The organism is Bartonella sp. AP150HLJHH (genome assembly GCF_042196385.1).
Classification (GTDB): Bacteria; Pseudomonadota; Alphaproteobacteria; order Rhizobiales; family Rhizobiaceae; genus Bartonella.
Map to the genome: position 1 here is coordinate 44,985 of NZ_JBHIQC010000005.1, position 19,182 is coordinate 64,166.

At 41.6% G+C, this 19,182-nt stretch carries 15 protein-coding genes; all 15 read right to left on the reverse strand.

Annotated features, from left to right (window positions below; all coding sequences use genetic code 11):
- Positions 1-7: 7 nt before the first annotated feature.
- The gene (recN, locus tag ACFING_RS03615) at positions 8-1,669 is read right to left on the reverse strand and encodes a DNA repair protein RecN (RefSeq protein WP_375629951.1); all 1,662 of its coding nucleotides are present in this window, start codon (positions 1,667-1,669) and stop codon (positions 8-10) included.
- A gap of 6 nt (positions 1,670-1,675) precedes the next feature.
- Positions 1,676-2,569: an outer membrane protein assembly factor BamD gene (locus ACFING_RS03620; protein WP_375629953.1), complete on the reverse strand. Its 894-nt coding sequence runs from the start codon at positions 2,567-2,569 to the stop codon at positions 1,676-1,678.
- Positions 2,570-2,727: 158 nt separating this feature from the next.
- Positions 2,728-3,612, reverse strand: a complete 885-nt coding sequence (gene lpxC / locus ACFING_RS03625) for a UDP-3-O-acyl-N-acetylglucosamine deacetylase (protein ID WP_375629955.1) — start codon at positions 3,610-3,612, stop codon at positions 2,728-2,730.
- Between the two features lie 213 nt (positions 3,613-3,825).
- A complete protein-coding gene (ftsZ, locus tag ACFING_RS03630; protein WP_375621364.1) occupies positions 3,826-5,598 on the reverse strand; it encodes a cell division protein FtsZ in 1,773 nt (590 codons plus the stop codon).
- Positions 5,599-5,661: 63 nt separating this feature from the next.
- Complete coding sequence (ftsA, locus tag ACFING_RS03635) at positions 5,662-6,963, reverse strand: cell division protein FtsA (protein ID WP_375613372.1); 1,302 nt, start codon at positions 6,961-6,963, stop codon at positions 5,662-5,664.
- Complete coding sequence (locus tag ACFING_RS03640; RefSeq protein WP_375621366.1) at positions 6,960-7,871, reverse strand: cell division protein FtsQ/DivIB; 912 nt, start codon at positions 7,869-7,871, stop codon at positions 6,960-6,962. Before ACFING_RS03640 ends, ftsA begins: the two co-directional genes overlap by 4 nt.
- Positions 7,859-8,779 (reverse strand): D-alanine--D-alanine ligase, encoded by a 921-nt coding sequence (locus ACFING_RS03645; RefSeq protein WP_375611998.1) that lies wholly within the window; start codon positions 8,777-8,779, stop codon positions 7,859-7,861. The genes ACFING_RS03640 and ACFING_RS03645 overlap by 13 nt, the downstream gene beginning before the upstream one ends.
- Before the next feature lie 237 nt (positions 8,780-9,016).
- Entirely contained in the window at positions 9,017-9,994 is a 978-nt protein-coding gene (murB, locus tag ACFING_RS03650; RefSeq protein ID WP_375621367.1) for a UDP-N-acetylmuramate dehydrogenase, read from the reverse strand.
- Positions 9,972-11,399 carry a UDP-N-acetylmuramate--L-alanine ligase gene (gene murC / locus ACFING_RS03655; RefSeq protein WP_375621368.1) on the reverse strand — a complete coding sequence of 476 codons (1,428 nt, stop codon included), beginning with the start codon at positions 11,397-11,399 and terminating at the stop codon, positions 9,972-9,974. Before murC ends, murB begins: the two co-directional genes overlap by 23 nt.
- Positions 11,383-12,519, reverse strand: a complete 1,137-nt coding sequence (gene murG, locus ACFING_RS03660) for an undecaprenyldiphospho-muramoylpentapeptide beta-N-acetylglucosaminyltransferase (RefSeq protein ID WP_375621369.1) — start codon at positions 12,517-12,519, stop codon at positions 11,383-11,385. The genes murC and murG overlap by 17 nt, the downstream gene beginning before the upstream one ends.
- Positions 12,512-13,666 carry an FtsW/RodA/SpoVE family cell cycle protein gene (locus ACFING_RS03665; protein WP_375621370.1) on the reverse strand — a complete coding sequence of 385 codons (1,155 nt, stop codon included), beginning with the start codon at positions 13,664-13,666 and terminating at the stop codon, positions 12,512-12,514. The genes murG and ACFING_RS03665 overlap by 8 nt, the downstream gene beginning before the upstream one ends.
- A gap of 143 nt (positions 13,667-13,809) precedes the next feature.
- Positions 13,810-15,204: a UDP-N-acetylmuramoyl-L-alanine--D-glutamate ligase gene (gene murD, locus ACFING_RS03670; protein ID WP_375629957.1), complete on the reverse strand. Its 1,395-nt coding sequence runs from the start codon at positions 15,202-15,204 to the stop codon at positions 13,810-13,812.
- Positions 15,205-15,208: 4 nt separating this feature from the next.
- Entirely contained in the window at positions 15,209-16,279 is a 1,071-nt protein-coding gene (gene mraY, locus ACFING_RS03675; RefSeq protein WP_375611992.1) for a phospho-N-acetylmuramoyl-pentapeptide-transferase, read from the reverse strand.
- A gap of 22 nt (positions 16,280-16,301) precedes the next feature.
- Positions 16,302-17,723, reverse strand: a complete 1,422-nt coding sequence (gene murF / locus ACFING_RS03680) for a UDP-N-acetylmuramoyl-tripeptide--D-alanyl-D-alanine ligase (RefSeq protein ID WP_375613366.1) — start codon at positions 17,721-17,723, stop codon at positions 16,302-16,304.
- Positions 17,720-19,171, reverse strand: coding sequence for a UDP-N-acetylmuramoyl-L-alanyl-D-glutamate--2,6-diaminopimelate ligase (locus tag ACFING_RS03685; protein ID WP_375629959.1), 1,452 nt, complete (start codon positions 19,169-19,171; stop codon positions 17,720-17,722). Before ACFING_RS03685 ends, murF begins: the two co-directional genes overlap by 4 nt.
- Between the last annotated feature and the right edge of the window lie 11 nt (positions 19,172-19,182).

Sequence of the window (19,182 nt, forward strand, 5' to 3'; positions counted from 1 at the left end):
ATTACCTTTATGCTAGAAGCTTTTGAGCCGCTGCACGCGCTTCTTCAGTAATCTGTTCTCCAGCCAACATACGGGCAATTTCTTCTGCACGCTCATGTTCTTTCATTTTATGAATCGCAGTAACAAAGCGTCCTTTATCATGACTCTCAATTTTTGAAATAAGAAAATGACCATGCGCTTTCGATGCAACCTGTGGAGCATGCGTAATAGCAAAAACTTGGACATGTTCTGATAAGCGTTGCAACCGATGCCCAATAGCCGCTGCAACAGCCCCCCCAACGCCTGTATCAATTTCATCAAAAATCAGCGTCGGTGCTGATCCTCGATCAGATAAAACAACTTTTAATGCCAGCAAAAAACGAGATAATTCACCGCCAGAAGCCACACTAAGCATCGGCCCAGCACGTGTTCCAGGATTTGTTCGCACCCAATATTCAATACGATCACATCCCTCTGCACTCCGCTTTTCCATATCACTTTGCATTTCAACAATAAATTCAGCCCTCTCTAATTTCAATGCCGGCAACTCAGCCATAACACTTTCAGATAAATGCTTTGCTGTCTCCCGACGCTTTATTGTTAAGGCTTGCGCCAATGTATCATAATTTTTCTTTGCCTGCTCTGCCTCATCTTCAAAACATGTCAATATAGTCTGAGCCTCTTCAAAATCAGCGAGTTCTGCGTCCATTTTATCGCGTAACTGAATCAATTCATCCGCAGAAACTTGATATTTACGAGCAAAACCCCGAAGAGAAAAAAGACGCTCTTCTATCCGTTCCAATTCATCAGGTTCAAAATCTAATGCTCGTATTGCCGTCTCAATACCTTCTTGTGCTGTTGCAAGTGCATGCAATGCCTCATCAATAGATTTCACCACTGGTGCAATAAGTTCTTGCGCCTCAGGAATTTTCCGCTCCAAACGCCTCACCAAATTAGAAAGCACTGGGATTGGTGATTTTTGACCCGTTAAAAGATCATCCGCTTCTTTAATATCTGTCGCTATTTTTTCTAATTTAAGCATATCAGCACGACGAAGAGAAAGAGCTTCCTCTTCACCAACTTTAAAATCAAGCTTTTCAAGCTCTTCTACACACGCACGAAGATAATCAACCTCCCGTACAGCACTCTCTACTTTAAGACGCTGCCGTTGCAAACGCTCCTCAAATTCACGCCATGTGTGATAACACTGACGCAAATTTTCCACTTCATCTTCAAGACCACCAAAGGCATCTAATAATTGGCGATGTGTAGCAACATCAACAAGCGCACGATCATCATGTTGTCCATGGATTTCAACCAGCAAACGGCCAACACTCCGCATCAATGCAACACTAGACACCTGATCATTGATAAAAACACGGCTACGTCCATCACTTGATTGCACACGTCGTAAAATAATATCACCCTCATCATCAAGACCATTCTCACGAATAAGTTGACGTGCAGGATGTGAAACAGACACATCAAAAACAGCTGTGACCTGCCCGCGGTCAGCCCCATGACGCACAAGCGAAGCATCACCCCGCCCCCCTAGAGCAAGTGATAAAGCATCAAGGAGAATAGACTTCCCCGCACCCGTTTCTCCAGTTAAAACCGTCAACCCCGCTGTAAAATGAATATCGAGCGTTTCGATCAAAACAATATTATGAATCGAAAGCTGTACCAACATAGAGAATCAACGTACCCTCTTCTTGTCACCACCTAAAGCATTTGAGATCCAAGAAGATTTATGCTCACGTGGTGATATTTTATTCTTCTGCAAGAGATTATAAGAAAATTTATACCACTCACTTTTGGGATAATTACGTCCTAAAATAGCTGCTGCCGTCTGTGCTTCCGCCGTTAAGCCGAGAGCAAGATTAACCTCAGTCAAGCGGAAAAGTGCTTCTTCAATTTGATTTGTATCAGAATACTCTTCAACCACGGTACGAAACCGTCTACTTGCCGCAAGATAGCGCCGCCCCTCTTCATAATAACGGCCAATCTGCATTTCTTTACCAGCCAGTTGTTCGCGACCAAAACGGATTTTATCCTTAGCATCCTTGACATACTCAGAATTAGGATAACGCTCTATAAGAAGCTGCATAGCAGCAATAGCACGTTTCGTGTCACGTTGATCACGCGTAACATCAGGAATCCGACGGAAAGAAGAAAGACCAATAATATAGTATGCATAAGCCGAGTCAGTCGACCCTGGATAAAGAGTAATATAGCGTTGAGCCATACTAATTGAATCATCATACTTTCCGAGTCGATAATTAGTAAAAGCACCCATGACCAAAGATTTACGTCCCCAGTCTGTATAAGCGTACTGTTTTTCAATCTTCAAAAACTTCTTCGATGCATCCCCAAGCCGCCCACTTTCAAGGCTAGCAAGCGCCTGATTATATAAAACATCTGGTGGATCTATTTTTAAAACATAAGCAGATGGATCAAGGGTATTTTTCTCTTTAAAGAAGCATCCCGCTAACATAAAAGTGCTTCCCAAAAGCAGCCCCCCCAATATCTTGCGTACAATGTTAGATTTTCTATATGTCATATTTCCAATGCACACATGAGATTTTTTCATAGTTTTTCCGGCCTCCACAGAATATCACCTTGTAGCAAAAACAATTTATCAAAGGTTTTATACCATATCACTTTAAAATCCACATAACCAATTTAGCAGTTTAGGTCAATCATCCCCTTAAAAATCAAATAAACGATAAAAAAATCTTGCCAATTTTTTTACTTTTTCTCTAAAAAGCTTTTTTCATAATATGATTCGTCTGCCAAAACAGCCTTCACCAATTGCGCATTAATTCTATGCCCACTACAATAAGAACGAAATAATCCAATAAAAGGTGCCCCAAGCAAAGCAGCATCACCAATCGCATCAAGCATCTTGTGCCGAACACATTCATTCTCCCAATAAGGACCATCGGGATTTAAAATTTTATCATTAAGGTCGATAACAAGAGAATTTTCCAAAGAAGCGCCTCTCGCCTTTCCAGAAAGCCTTAATTCTTCCACGTCTTTGATAAAACCAAAAGTGCGCGCACGTGACAAATCATCCCTAAACCCTCGTGTGGTAAGATCAAAACTGAAATGTTGCTTACCAATAGCAGAAGAAGGAAAAGAGATCGTTATATCAAAACGACGTCCATCGAATGGCAAAAGCTCTGCAACACCATGAGCTCCTTCAACCCGCACCGGCTTTTTTATAATGAAATAAGAACGCAACGCATTTTGCTGTACAATACCAACATCTTCAAAAGCTTGGCAATATAGCCACGCTGAACCATCCAAAATAGGAATCTCATTATGTGACACTTCAATAACAAGATTATCCAAATTATAAGCAGCAATTGCCGCCATCAAATGTTCAATTGTTTCAACCCTTACATCTCCATCTCCAAGTACTGTTGATAATTCAGTTTTTCCTGTTTGCGATGCATGGGCTTGAAATACTTTCTCTGTTCCGTCTAATCCACAACGCTTAAAAACAATACCACACCCAACATCCGCTGGACAAACCTTTACCACTGATAAACAGCCACTATGAACGCCAATCCCCTTAAATGTTACTGCTTTTTTAAGAGTAGACTGATATTTTGGTACTAAATTCATCATATCATTTTATTAAATTGCTTGTACATCTTTTAACAAAATTTATAAAACTATAAAAAATATTCATAGTAAATAATAAAAAAAACCGCTTATTGTAAGCGGTCTTTTTAAAACAAAGTATTTTATCCAAAAAACAGTAATATATTTTACTGTATAATTTTTGACTGAGCATTAAAGAAATAATAAAATTTCTTACTTTACCTCATTTTTCATCAATTAATTTGCCTGACGACGTAAAAATGCTGGTATTTCCAACTGATCTTCTTCACTTATAAAAGTACGCTGATCTTGTGGTACCTGAGGATGCAGCTCACCAGAACGACGTGGAACATAAACAGAAGCATCTTGAGAAAGCGTCTGAGAATTTTTATTGTAAACATGAGAATCTTTCTGCTGAGACGATCTAACAGCAGGCTCCAGCCTCGCTTCTGGCTCAGCTTCTTCACGATGTGTCAAGCTCTGTTTCAAACGCTGCCAAAGATTACGAGGACCTTGATCAGTCACAAATGTTCTTTGACTTTGTCCATGAGCAACAGGTGGAAAATCCTTTAACTCAGGCATACGCATTGGAGCGCGCGCTTGCATTTGTTGCATTTGTTTTGGTTGCACTGGCTTTTCTTTTTGCTTCACAAGCCCTGTCATCTCATCAAGAACATGCGCTGTTGCCTCCATACTCACAGGAGCCGTCATCGCCTGTTGAGAACCACGGCTTACTTGCATACGAGGCACATTGGATCTCTGTTCCTGAACAGCATTTGAACCATACGCAACAGCATTCGTGGCACTTCGTGTCGTCATTGCTTCTGCAGGTTGTGCAAAAATTTGACTTTTGGGACGGAACTGTTCTCCGGTTGATTTACCCTTCTCTATTTCAAGTGATTCGATCACTTCTACCATTGACTCAGAACGCAGAGGCGATGATTGAACATGAAAAGAACTGTGTGACGTTCCAGGATCGCTCTTGCGTATTGAAGAAGCAGGCCTTTGAATCTGAGGATGAGAGGACTGAACCACATCACTAACTTCACGATCAATACCGGTGGCAACCACAGAAACACGAATAACACCTTCCAATGACTCATCATCAATAGCGCCAAAGATCACATTCGCATCAGCATCTACTTCTTCACGAATACGATTAGCAGCTTCATCAACCTCAAAGAGAGTCATATCACGACCACCCGTAATAGAAATCAATAAACCACGCGCCCCACGCATAGAGGTATCATCCAACAATGGATTTGCAATAGCAGCTTCAGCCGCAGCCAAAGCACGCCCATCACCAGATGCCTCACCCGTTCCCATCATGGCTCGACCCATTTCGTGCATAACAGAACGAACATCAGCAAAATCAAGGTTAATCAAACCCTCTTTAATCATCAAATCCGTAATGGAAGCAACACCAGAATAAAGCACTTGGTCAGCCATAGCAAAAGCATCAGCAAACGTTGTCTTATCATTTGCAATACGGAAAAGATTTTGATTGGGAATAACAATCAATGTATCGACAGACTTTTGTAATTCTTCAATACCTGCCTCTGCCGTTTTCATACGACGTGCGCCTTCAAACTGAAACGGCTTTGTCACAACACCAACAGTCAAAATACCTTTTTCACGCGCTGCGCGAGCAACAACGGGAGCAGCCCCTGTTCCAGTTCCTCCTCCCATACCAGCAGTAATGAAAACCATATGAGAGTCTGCAAGATGATCAATAATTTCATCAATACATTCCTCCGCCGCCGCTTGTCCAACTTCAGGCAAAGCCCCAGCACCCAAACCTTCTGTCACAGCTGCCCCAAGTTGGATAACACGTTCAGCCTTTGACATAGCCAAAGCCTGTGCATCCGTATTTGCAACAACAAAGTCAACTCCCTGAAGACCAGCATTTATCATATTATTCACGGCATTCCCGCCACCACCTCCAACACCAAAAACGGTAATGCGTGGCTTCAATTCCGCGATATCTGGCCGATGCAGATTAATCGTCATTTTCTTTTCCTTCTCATAAGACACCGCAAGCCAAAGCGATGAAATTTATCCAACTAGACTTAACTAAAAACTCTCACGCAACCACTGACCAACACGCTGAAAATATCCACGCGTGCCCATCGATAAATGATTTCCTGCCGCCTGCATTGTTTTTTCTTCAAAACCCACCAATTGCGGATAAATTAACAACCCAACAGCAGATGTAAACGCCGCCCCTTTTGCAAGAGAAGGAAGCCTCGAAATACCTAAAGGCCGCCCGATACGAACATTTCTTCCTAATATAGTACGTGCCATTTCTGGCAATCCTGTTAACTGGCTTGCTCCCCCAGTCAAAATAACACGTTTACCAATGATGTGACCAAAACCAGAACGATTTAAACAATCACGGACCATTTCTAAAATTTCTTCAACACGCGCACGAATGATACGCCCAAGAACCGCGCGAGGATATTGAGTTTCACGCTGTTCACTCCCAATTTCTGCTACATTAATCATTTGCCGCTCATCAGCACTTGTTAAAAGTGCTGAACCATAAACAACTTTTAAACGTTCCGCCTCTGTTAAAGACATAGAAAATCCGCGCGCAACATCAAGAGTGACATGATGCCCCCCAACAGCAAGAGCATCTGCATGAATAAATTTCCCCTCAAAAAACACTGAAAATGTTGTTGTTCCACCACCAAAATCAATACATGCAGCCCCTAAACGCGCCTCATCATTCATCAAGACAGCAAGACCACTTGCAAAGGGAGTAGCAACCATTGCTTCAACACTCAAATGTGCACGATTAATACAAGTTTCCAAATTACGCAAAGAGGCTGTTTCTGCTGTTACCACATGCACGTCGACACCAAATGTTTCCCCTGCCATGCCAATAGGATCAAAAATTCCTTTATCTCCATCCAATACATACGAAACTGGAACTGAGTGCATAACATGACGTTCAGCATCAAAGGCTTTACGCGAAACATCTGAAAAGGCCATACGCATATCACGCTTGGTGACTTCACGACCATTCAAATGAACCTTTCCATTAATCAAAGCACTTTGTAATCGACTTGAGGAAAAATTCACAATCACTGAATCCACCACCAAACCCGCCATTTTTTCTGCCGCATCAACAGCCAATCTTATTGATTGTTCTGCTGCAAACATATCCATGACAACACCAGATTTAATACCACGTGAACGCTGCACTCCAAAGCCTAGAATTTCCGTAGAATGTGTACGACCATGTAAATAGTGCGCATGCTTCAAAGGACGCAAACAAGCAATAAGACAAACAATCTTACTTGAACCGACATCAAGTACCGTTAAAAAACGTGTTTTACGCCCCTTCAAATGATGTGATCTGAGTAGCATCATAGGCTTCCTGCCTTTCGCGCTTTTAAAATACGTTCTTCTTCTGCTACAGTAGCATGATAACGCTCCAACGTTTCATCTGATAAAGAAACAGTAATTCGATCAGCAAGACGTAAATCAACACTGAGAATATCGCGAGATAAAAGATCTTGCATTATACCGGAAGAAAAAAGAGAAGAAAGCCTTTCAAGAGCACCATTTTCAGGCAACATAACGCGCATTCCATTATTCAAAACAAGATCCCAACGTCTATCACCTACCCGCACAAAAGCACGAATACGATCATATACTTCCGGATAGACTGACAGCGCTTGAATAAACACTTTAGCAGCATTTTGTGCACCCTGCCCAACCACAAGAGGTAAATCCCGAACAATTTCTCCTTTAAAAGGCACAATGACACGACCTGTATTATCAACAATATCCATTATGCCATCATGTTGCCAAATGGCATAGGGTTCACGCTCCACGATGGAAATGCGCATTCTATTGGGATAAATTTTCTGAACATTAGCCGATTGCACCCAAGCCTGTTTTTCCAACAGAGAACGCGCTCTTTCAACATCAAAAGTGAATATAGAAGGCGCAACATCAAGTTTTAAAATTTTAAAAATATCCTGCTTTGCCAAGCGCTTATTACCGCTTATATCGACATGAGTGACCACAAAACTACTATCCAATATGATCGTATTTACGATCACAGCCATCTGACCACTTGATGAAAGTCCATAAAAAGCCGTAACAAAGAAAAACCACACAACAGCAAAAGAGCCGAAATGGCGTGGAATATGAATATTGACAAAAACAAACTCAAACATAAACCGAAGAAAACGACGATAAAGACGTGGCAAAGCCGGCACTGAAAGCACCTTCATCGGAACATTTGTTTTATTAACATTCAACGCATACATGATGCGTCCTCCACCATCCATTGAACAATATCGCCGTAAGTACGGCCGCTCGCTTTTGCAATATCAGGAAGAAGAGACGTCGAGGTCATACCTGGTTGCGTATTAATTTCAAGCCAAACCAATTCTCCCGTTTTTTCATCAAAACGAAAATCAGAACGGCTAACACCTCGACACCCTATCGCCTGATGGGCTGCTAAAGACATTCTTTGCACACTTTGGTAAATATTTAGTGAAAGTTGTGCAGGACAAATGTGAAGAGAACCACCCGTTTTATATTTTGAGTCATAATCGTAGAATGGAAAGTGTTTATCGGGAAGAATTTCACACACATCCAGCACTTCATTCCCCAAAACAGCACAAGTCAATTCACGACCAGGAATATATTTTTCAATCATCACCTCATCGGCATACCCCCACTCAGCTCCCCCAATATTATGCGGCGGTGCAGCTTCATTTCCTTGAACAATGACAACACCAAAACTTGATCCTTCACACACAGGTTTAATTACATAAGGAGGCTCCATGGGATGCGTTCGGCCCAAAGCAAAGCGGCTCATGATACGAGAAGGAGCAACACAAACCCCAACATTTGCAACGATAATTTTTGCACGTCCCTTATCCATTGCCAAAGCAGATGCCATCACGCCAGAATGAGTATAAGGAATTTTTAAATATTCAAGAATCCCCTGAATCCGACCATCTTCACCAAATGGACCATGCAATGCATTGAAGGCAATATCGGGCTGCAACTGTTCAAGAACAGAAGCAATATGAGCATCAACATCCACGCGGCTCACGCGATACCCCTGCACCTCTAAAACATCAGCACACGCCGCCCCTGAAGATAAACTTATAGACCGTTCAGAAGAAAAACCTCCCATTAACACAGCTATATGTTTATCTTTCATAATAAATCACCCTCTTTCGCATACTATATGTAGCCTATATAGAATACATCAGCACTACATACAGGAAAAACAAAGTTTATCCTTGCGAATCAATAACCTAGCATTTTGCATAATGAATCAGACTCAAAAGCCTGATGCAAGAGATTCTTTGTTAATTTATTGATTCTTAATAGAAATTTTTTATTATCTCTTTGAAATGACTCAATTTTTTATTTTCACTTTTTAGTGAACAATAAATCAATGAAATGGATCAAAAGGAGAAACACTTCGACCACGCTCAAATTGACCAATACGCTCTATTTCCCATTGTAAAAGGTGGGCTGAATTTGCAAAAACACGCGCACGCACTGTTTCTCCCAATGCTTCAAGATCATATCCTGTTGCTTGCCCTGTATTAATCATAAAATTACAGTGCATTTCACTCATTTGAGCGCCACCAATCTGTAAACCACGACACCCTGCTTCATCAATCACGCGCCACGCGGATATATTCTCAGGATTTTTGAAAGTTGATCCCCCTGTTTTTTCGCGAATAGGTTGCACTGTTTCTCTGTGGAGGGCAACTTCATCCATAGCAGCACGAATATCATCTTTATTGCCGAGTTTTCCTTCTAATAAAGCAGCCGTAAAAATAAAATCTTTAGGAATATCACAATGGCGATAGGAATAATGCATATCTTTCACACTCAAGATATGACGTTGCCCTTTACGATCCAGCGCATAGACCTCGACAACACGCGCTGCGGTTTCAACACCATTCGCACCCGCATTCATTTTGAGAGCTCCCCCAAGACCTCCAGGAATACCATGATAAAAATGAAAACCTGCAATCTCAGCTTCTAAAGCGGCAGCAGCTAAATGTTTATCCGCCGTACCAGCACCAACTAAAAAGCCTTTTGGAGAAACTTGTTTCACTTGCCCAAATTTTTTTGGCGAAAGACGAATCACAACACCAGGAACCCCCCCATCACGCACCAGAAGATTAGAACCAATACCGACAATTGTTACAGGAACAAATTCAGGCAAATTTTGAAGAAAGAGAGCCAAATCTTCTTCATCAACAGGCTGATAAAAAAGCTCTGCCAACCCGCCCGTGCGAAACCACGTTACCTTACGCATCTCAACATTAGGTGTAAGCTTTCCTCTCACGCCACCCAACAGTGGTTGCAATTGCGCCAATAGCGCCTCACCATCAATGTGCTGAAAATTTATCATGACCATCCAATACCGCTAACTGATGAGGCAACGCACAAGCCCATTGTGTGATATTGCCAGCACCAAGAAAAACAACATAATCCTCTGCCTGAGCAAATTTTGAGACAAGAGACACAACATCTTCCAAACCATGTATCAAGCGCACATCACGATGACCCGCCATTTTAATATGCTCTACCAATTCTTGAGAACCAAATCCTACAATAGGCTCTTCACCAGCCGCATAAACGGGCGTAATCAACACTGTATCTGCATCATTAAAACAAGCAGCAAAATCATCAAATAAATGATACAAACGCGAATACCGATGGGGTTGTGCAATCGCAATAACACGCCCTTTTGCACTCTCACGTGCAGCACGCAAAACTGCCTTTATTTCAACAGGATGATGTCCATAATCATCAAATATTTCAATGCCACGCCAACTTCCTGTTCGCGTAAAACGCCGTTTTACTCCGCCAAATTCTGCTAAGCCCCTTTTTATAGCTTCATTTGAAATACCAAGTTCATGTGCAATAGCAATCGCCGCCGTTGCATTGGCAACATTATGCTGCCCTGCCATGGGCAAAAGCAAATTTTTCAACTCAATCTTTCTTCCTGTTTTGCGTGAGCGAACAAGAACATCAAAATGCGTTTTTTGACCATCCATCGAAAGATTAAGAAAACGAACATCCGCTTGTGGATTTGCACCATAAGTGATCACCCAACGATCATCAATACGGCCCGCCAATGACTGAACCTCTGGATGATCAAGACACAAAACAGCAAAACCATAAAAAGGAACATTTTCTATGAATTGCCGAAAAGCCTCACGCACAGCATCAAAACTTCCATAATGATCCAAATGCTCAGCGTCAATATTAGTAATAACAGCAATATCAGCAGGCAGCTTTAAAAATGTACCATCACTTTCATCAGCTTCAACAATCATCCAATCGCCATCTCCTGTACGAGAATTCGTACCATAAGCATTAATAATACCGCCATTAATCACCACTGGATCAAAATGACCAGCATCAAGAAGGGCTGCGACCATTGATGTGGTTGTTGTTTTACCATGTGTACCACCCACCGCAATTGCACGCCGAAACCGCATCAGCTCCGCCAGCATTTCTGCACGTCTGACAAGCGGCAAATGTCTTTCCTTTGCAGCAATATACTCAGGATTTGTTTTTTTAACGGCAGTAGAAAAAACAACAACCTCTGCATTCCCTAAGTTTTCAGCACAATGACCTATATGAACGTTAATTCCTTTTTTCCGCAAACGTTCAACATTTGCACTTTCAACTTGATCTGACCCTTGAACTTTATAGCCAAGATTATAAAAAACCTCCGCAATTCCACTCATACCGATCCCCCCGATTCCGATAAAATGGATAACGCCTATATCAAGTGGCATTTTCATTAAAAAGCTCCTCTTTTATATCTGACAACAATCGCCCTGCAATTAAGGATTCAGCCATATCAGCAAGGCGACGGGTTGCATGAGGTTGTCCAACTTTTTTTGCAGCAAGCGCTTGTTTTTCCAATAAATGGGGCGCACAACAAGCGTGCATTAAAAGAGAAGAAAGCTTTTGTGCATTTAAATCTTTTTCTGATATAATTTGCGCTCCCCCCACACGAGCAAGCAAAGCTGCATTGGCAGCCTGATCATGATCTAAAGCATGGGGATAGGGAACAAGCAGAGCAGGTCTACCAATCACCGCTATCTCACAAACGGACGAAGCCCCAGCGCGCGACAAAATAAAATGAGCATGTGCCATACGTTCAGCCATATCATCAAAGAAAGGAGCAACTTCTGCTTGTACCCCCATATCACGATAGATTTTGATCAACCTTCCTGCTTCACCGCGGACTTGCTGTACAATTCGTAAACGTTTACGGTTCTTATCATCAAATAAAGCAATAGCTTCTGGAACAATATGTGAAAAAGCAGAAGCCCCTTGGCTACCTCCAAAAATCAAAAAATTAAATGGCTTTTCTCCCTCTGAAGAATGATAAGGAATTTTGGCCGCCTTCAACACAGCCTCACGGACAGGATTCCCCGTCAAAAGTATTTTATGAGCATAAGCGCCATTTGGTGACAACAAACCACCAGCGATTGCACGCACAAAAATTGCCAACATCCGATTGGCACGCCCCATAACAGCATTTTGTTCATGAATAAATGTCACACGCCTCGTTAAAGCCGCAATAAAAAGAGGAGGAAAGCTCGGATACCCCCCAAATCCTCCAACAAGAACAGGACGTAATTTATAAAACAACGCCAACGATTGCCCCATACCCCTTAGCAAAGACCAAAACGTCTTTATCAGAGCAAAAGGATGGCGTCGTGTAAATGTTGCCGATGAAACGATATGAATATGCTCTTCATCAAAACACCGAACAAAAGAGCGTGCTCTTTCATCTGTTATTAAATGAACATCATATCCACGCTGCCTTAATTCAACAGAAAGGGCTTCAGCAGGAAAAAGATGTCCACCTGTACCACCAGCCACCAAAATAATAACTTTTTTATCATTCATAAGGGGTATCCAAGACAGAAGAGGAAGAAAAAGCTGAAAGGCGCGCTTCTGGCCAACGACGTGTTAAACTAAGCAAAATGCCCATTGAAAACGCAATCGCCACCATCGAAGAACCACCATAAGAAATAAAAGGCAATGTCATACCTTTTGGAGGAATTAAGTGAAGATTAACGGCCATATTAATAGCTGATTGAAAGCCAATCATCATTGCTATGCCAGTAATACCAAGACGTATAAAGGAATCACGTGTATTCATGGCTATATACAATGAACGCATAACGATAAAGCCAAACAGCATCATAATTAATAAACAAAGAATAATACCATATTCTTCAGCAGCAACGGAAAATACAAAATCTGTATGGCTATCAGGAATGATACGTTTTACTGTGCCCTCCCCAGGACCTTGCCCAAACCAACCACCATTCAAAATAGCCTCACGTCCCACATCCACTTGAAAAGTATCTCCTTCACCTGTCAAAAAACCATTGATCCGCTCGCGCACATGATGCAGAAAAAAATAAGCTAAAATAATTCCTACAACGCCTAAAATGAGAAAGAGAAAAATAATAGTAAGAGGGACACCAGCAATAAAAAACAGCCCCCCCCATGTTGCACTTATTAAAACTGTTTGTCCAATATCAGGCTGCAAAACCAGAAGCACACAACAAATGGCATAAAGTAGAATCGCTAACGTATAACCCAGAATGCCCCTCTTGCGTATCTGTTCCGAAAAAAGCCAAGCGGACATAACCACAAAAGCTGGCTTCATAAACTCTGACGCCTGTACAGAAAAACCAAATAGTAGAATCCACCTCCGTGCTCCCTTTAATTCTGGACCCCAAAATAAGGTTGCAACCATAAGAGCAAGCGTTACAATGAGCAAAAGAGCACATAAACGACGAATATTAGAAAGCGAAAAAAAGGAAATGGTAACCATCGTAAAAAATGCTGAAATGCTAAAAATGATATGCCACCGAACAAAATAAAAACTATCAGCAATTCCGATTTTTTTTGCAATAATAGGGCTGGCAGCAAAAGACAGCATAATGCCAATTCCCATTAAAATTAAACAAGCTGCAAAGATAGAGCGATCAATCGTCCACCACCAATTAGCAATTGGATCTCTATCTGCACGCGTCACCATGGTATCCACCTTATCCATTTTATAAATTATCTCAAAGTGATATGGTTCCCCAGCCTGTTTAACAAACACTTTAAAAACTAAATTACACAAAAAAAGATTCTGGAGTCTTAACGCAAAAATATTTTTTTATAACTGATGCTTTTTTATTGTAACTGCATCACAAAAGAGACAAATGCTTCGCCTCGCATTTCATAATTTTTAAATTGGTCATAACTTGCACAAGCAGGTGACAAAAGAACCGTCACCTCTTTTGCCTGAAAATCCATTGCGTCAACAGCTGCTTCACACACCGCATTTTTCAAAGTTAAGCTCATAGAAAAGGGAAAAGCAGATCCAATAGTGCGAGCAAATTCTTCCGCCGCGCTCCCAATCAAATAGGCTTTACGAATTTTAGGAAAAAATTCTCTAAGAGACTCTATCCCTCCCTTTTTTGCCTGTCCTCCAACAATCCAAAAAATATCATTAAAGGTGGAAAGCGCAGGAGCTGTTGCATCTGCATTAGTAGCCTTGCTGTCATTGATAAACAAAACCGCCCCCATTTTACGCACCTGCTGCATACGATGATCCAACCCTTTATAACTTGCCAAATGCTTGTTCACAGAAGGATCGGTTATTTTTAAAGCCTGCAATGTTGCTAATGCCATAAGGGCATTTTGCGCATTATGACTCCCACGTAACCCCGCCATAGGAGCAAGATCTGCAAGCATATGACTCTGTCCTTGACGAACAGAAAAGAGCTTGGTCCCATCTGCATAAAAACCATTTTCAACAAAATGATCCTTGGAAATTGCCTCAATTTGCTTCCCATCATGAAGTAACTGTTGATATAAAACCCGACAAGCTGCATCATCAACTGAAATGAAAGCCTGAGAAGCCTGAGCAATCAGATGCCTTTTGGTTTGCACATAACAGGCAAAACTCCCATGTCGATCAATATGATCAGGTGTTAAATTCAATAAAAGTCCAATGGTCGGCTGAAGAGAGGGAGTAAGATCAATTTGAAATGATGAACATTCAATCACATAGATACGTTTTTTAACAAATGGCTTAAGCGTCAATATTGCTTTTCCGATATTTCCCCCCATCTGCACATCATAGCCCATTTTTTCCAACAAATGCGCAAGTAAAGCCGTTGTGGTTGACTTGCCATTCGTCCCCGTAATCGCAATGAAAGGAACATCTTGGTCACACAAACCATAATGTTGTAAAAAATGCTGGCGCGCACGAACAAATAATTCAATATCACCGATAATTTCTATATTTTTTTTTCGTGCTTTTTCAACAATCCAATGGGGCTGAGGATAACTTAAAGGAACTCCAGGAGCTACAATCAATGCAACAAATTCTGACCAATCTTCATAACGGAGATCTCGTGTTGGAATATTGTGCCGAAAAGCCATTTGCACGCTTGAAGAACTATCATCCCACGCCACCACTTCTGCGCCACCGCACATCAATGCTTGTGCCGTTGCTAGTCCAGACTGTCCCAATCCAAACAGAGCAACTTTTTGACCTTTATAACACGTAACAGAAATCACATTCTCACCGCAATTTAAGTGTTGAAAGACCTATGAGAGCGAGAACAATCGAAATAATCCAAAAGCGTATCACGACTTGGCTTTCAGTCCAGCCTTTTTTCTCAAAATGATGATGTATCGGTGCCATAAGAAACACGCGTTTTCTTGTTAATTTGAAATAACCAACCTGAATAACGACCGAAAAAGCTTCCACAACAAAAAGCCCACCAATAAGAACCAAAACAATTTCGTGTTTCGTAGCAACCGCAACAGTCCCTAAGAGTCCTCCAAGAGCCAATGAACCAGTATCTCCCATAAAAATAGCTGCAGGTGGTGCATTAAACCATAAAAAACCAAGCCCTGCCCCAACAACAGCTCCCAATAAAACAGCCAATTCACCTGTTCCCGATACATAATGGATTTGGAGATAATCAGCAAAATTCATATTACCAGAAAGATAAGCAATCAGAGCAAAAGATAAAGCTGCAACCATCACAGGAACAATAGCAAGCCCATCGAGTCCATCCGTTAAATTAACCGCATTACCCGTCGCAACAATGACGAAAGCAGAAAAAGGAATAAAAAACCAGCCCAAATTGATAAGATAATCTTTTAAAAAAGGCAAAGCTAATCCAGATGAGCCAATTTTCAAGATGGCAAAAGCCGCAATTGCCGCAACAAAAAACTCCAAGCTTAATCGTGCTTTCCCAGAAAATCCTTTGTCTGTTTGTTTTGTGACCTTAAGATAATCGTCATAAAATCCAATTCCCCCAAAAGAAAGCATAACCAATAGCGATACCCAAAAGTAAATATTCGATAAATTACCCCATAAAAATGCCGATACCACAATGCCGATTAAAATCATCAATCCACCCATTGTAGGTGTTCCAGCCTTTTTAAAATGTGTTTGAGGACCATCAGCACGAATCGGTTGCCCCTTACCCTGCCGCAATTTAAGAGAAGCAATGATGCTAGGTCCAAACAAAAAGACGATAAGCCCCGAAGTAAGCATAGCCGCTATCGTGCGAAAAGTAATATAACGAAATACATTCACACCTGGAAGCCAATCACTAAACGAAGAAAAAAATAGCATCATGGAATAAAAAAACCTCTTAAAACTATGAAGAAACCGCTTTATAGCGATCAAGCAATGCAGTCACAATATTTGATGAACAAAGGCTATTGGATGATTTAACCATAAGCAGATCCCCAGAAGAAATTTCTGCTAAAAGAAGCGATAAAATTTTCTCAATATTTTCAGCATAATGAACCTTAACACCAGCAGACAAATCACTGACTAAAGATTTCATCGCCTCACCAAATAGAAAAACCGGATTAGCACCAGAAAGACGTATTGGTTTTATTAAATCACGATGAAGCTTTTCACTATACTCCCCTAACTCTAGCATATCTCCTAAAATAGCAATTCGCCGCCCCCCTTTCCCTACAGGCCCTGTAGCAAGAAGCTCAAGTGCAGCACGCATAGAAGCAGGATTTGCATTATAGCTTTCATCAATGAGATAAAATTCACCCCCATTTGATAAAGACAGTCGATAACGAACACCTCGCCCCTTTTGAGAAGAAAAATGGCGAAAAGAAAGAAAAACAGGCTCTAGCTCAACCCCCATAGCATCACAAGCAGCAATAACCCCTAAACTATTTTGCACAATATGGCGCCCAGGAGCACCAATTTGGACCTCCCTATCCCGCCCCCCCATACGCACAATCATAGAAGAACTATCGGTTAGAAGACGTATATCATGCGCTTGATAATCAGCATCTTTAGTCTCACCAAAGCTTAAGATCTTTTTTACACCGCATTTCTTTGCTTTTTGAACGAGATAAGAAAAAAAATCACTATCCGCATTTAAAATGGCAATGCCTTCCTCATCCAATCCTTCAAAAATTTCAGCTTTTGCCTTTGCTATTTCTTCAAGATCCTTGAAAAAACCCATATGTCCTGCACAAATATGCGTAATGAGAGCAACATGCGGACAAACCAGTTTGACCAGAGGGCGAATTTCATCTCTGTGATTCATGCCAATTTCAAAGATACCATAATCACTCTCCACAGGCATCCGCGCTAAAGTGAGTGGAACCCCCCAGCAATTGTTTAAAGAAGCGAGATTCGCATGAACATTCCCAGCCGTTGCAAGTGCTTGTTTCAAAGCTTCTTTTGTCGTTGTTTTTCCCACCGATCCTGTTATCGCGATAATCTTAGCTCTTGAACGTTTGCGTGCAGCTTGTGCAAGTTGTTCTAAGGCTTTCAAAACATCAGGAACGACAATGAGTGGAGCCGATATCTTTTTCATATCCCTCAAACGGTGTTCCGTAACGATAAGAACGCCTGCACCTCGTTCATAAGCTTGCGCAGCAAAATCATGACCATCAAGATGATGCCCTTTAATGCAGAAAAAAACATCCCCTTCCGCAAGAGTACGGCTATCAATGGAAACCCCAGAAAAAGTTTCTGGCAGGCTTCCCATTACAACACCATTAACTGCAGCAACAAGTGCTTGCTTATCCCATAAAGCTGTCATTTCTTTCGGTCCTCTAAAGCTTCTATCGCTTTCAGACGATCTGAAAAAGGATAAGTTGTCTGCCCTATAATTTGGCCATCCTCATGACCTTTTCCAGCAATGATTAATGTATCACCAACTTTCAAAAGCTCCACCGCGTAAGAAATAGCCTCTCCACGATCTGCTATCTCTATTGCTGTTGGCACCGCCTGTAAAATATCCTTGCGTATTTTTTCTGGCATTTCTGTGCGAGGATTATCATCCGTTACAATAACAATGTCCGCTTTATCCGCCGCAATTTTTCCCATCAAAGGTCTTTTCCCTTGATCACGATCTCCTCCACAACCAAAAACAACGATCAAGCGCCCTTGCGTAAAGGGACGAACAGAAAGCAAAACCTGCTCCAAAGCTTCTGGTTTATGGGCATAATCAATGTAAACAAGCGCATTATTTTCTGTCTTTCCCACAAACTCTAACCGCCCAGGTGCCCCCTGCAAAGTTTCAAGCGCAGAAAAAACCTTACGAGGTGAAACGCCCGTTGCAATTGCTAACCCCGCTGCCATAAGCGCATTGGCGACCTGAAAATCTCCAGCTAAAGGCAAATCAAATGTATAAATATTGTTTTCCACACGACACTCAATACACTGTTTTGAGCGTTGATGTTCGACACGATTAATCGTGATAAATTGCCCCTTACGACCAATTGTCAAGACACGGCGGCGCGCTTGTGTAACAACATCAATAACCTTTTGTGAATAAACATCATCAGCAAAAATCAAAGCAGGAGCAGATACAGGCAAAAGTGTATCAAACAACCTCATTTTAGCCCGCAAATAATCCTCTACCCCCGTGTGATAATCCATGTGATCTCGCCCTAAATTGGTAAAGGCACCAGCCGTTAAACGGACTCCATCAAGTCGTCCTTGGTCAAGCCCATGCGAAGAAGCTTCAAGAGCTGCATGAGTCACACCTTCATAAGAAATTTCATAAAGAAGACGGTGCAAGACGACCGGATCAGGTGTTGTGAGAGAACCATAAACATTCCGTTTAGGAGAAACAACACCAACAGTTCCTATACTCGCAGCACAAAATCCAGCATAAGTCCAAATTTGCCGAAGAAAAGAGACAACAGATGTTTTACCACTTGTACCAGTCACAGCAACGACTGTTTCAGGCTGAGAACCGTAAAAACGTGCAGCTGCCAACGCTAAACTATGACGAACATTAGAAACACGTAAAATGGGAACAGATAAATCCTCAAGAACAGCATGACAGTCTGTAACGATTGCTCGTGCGCCACGCTTTATTGCATCATCTATATAGCGTCTTCCATCACTTTTTTTCCCTTGAACAGCGACAAAAACATAGCTCGGCAAAACTTGCCGAGAATCCACACTTATTCCTGTTATTTCTATTGAAGAAAGACTTTCATCTTCAACACATTCTGTAAAAACTGTTCCCAACAACATGATAACGCACC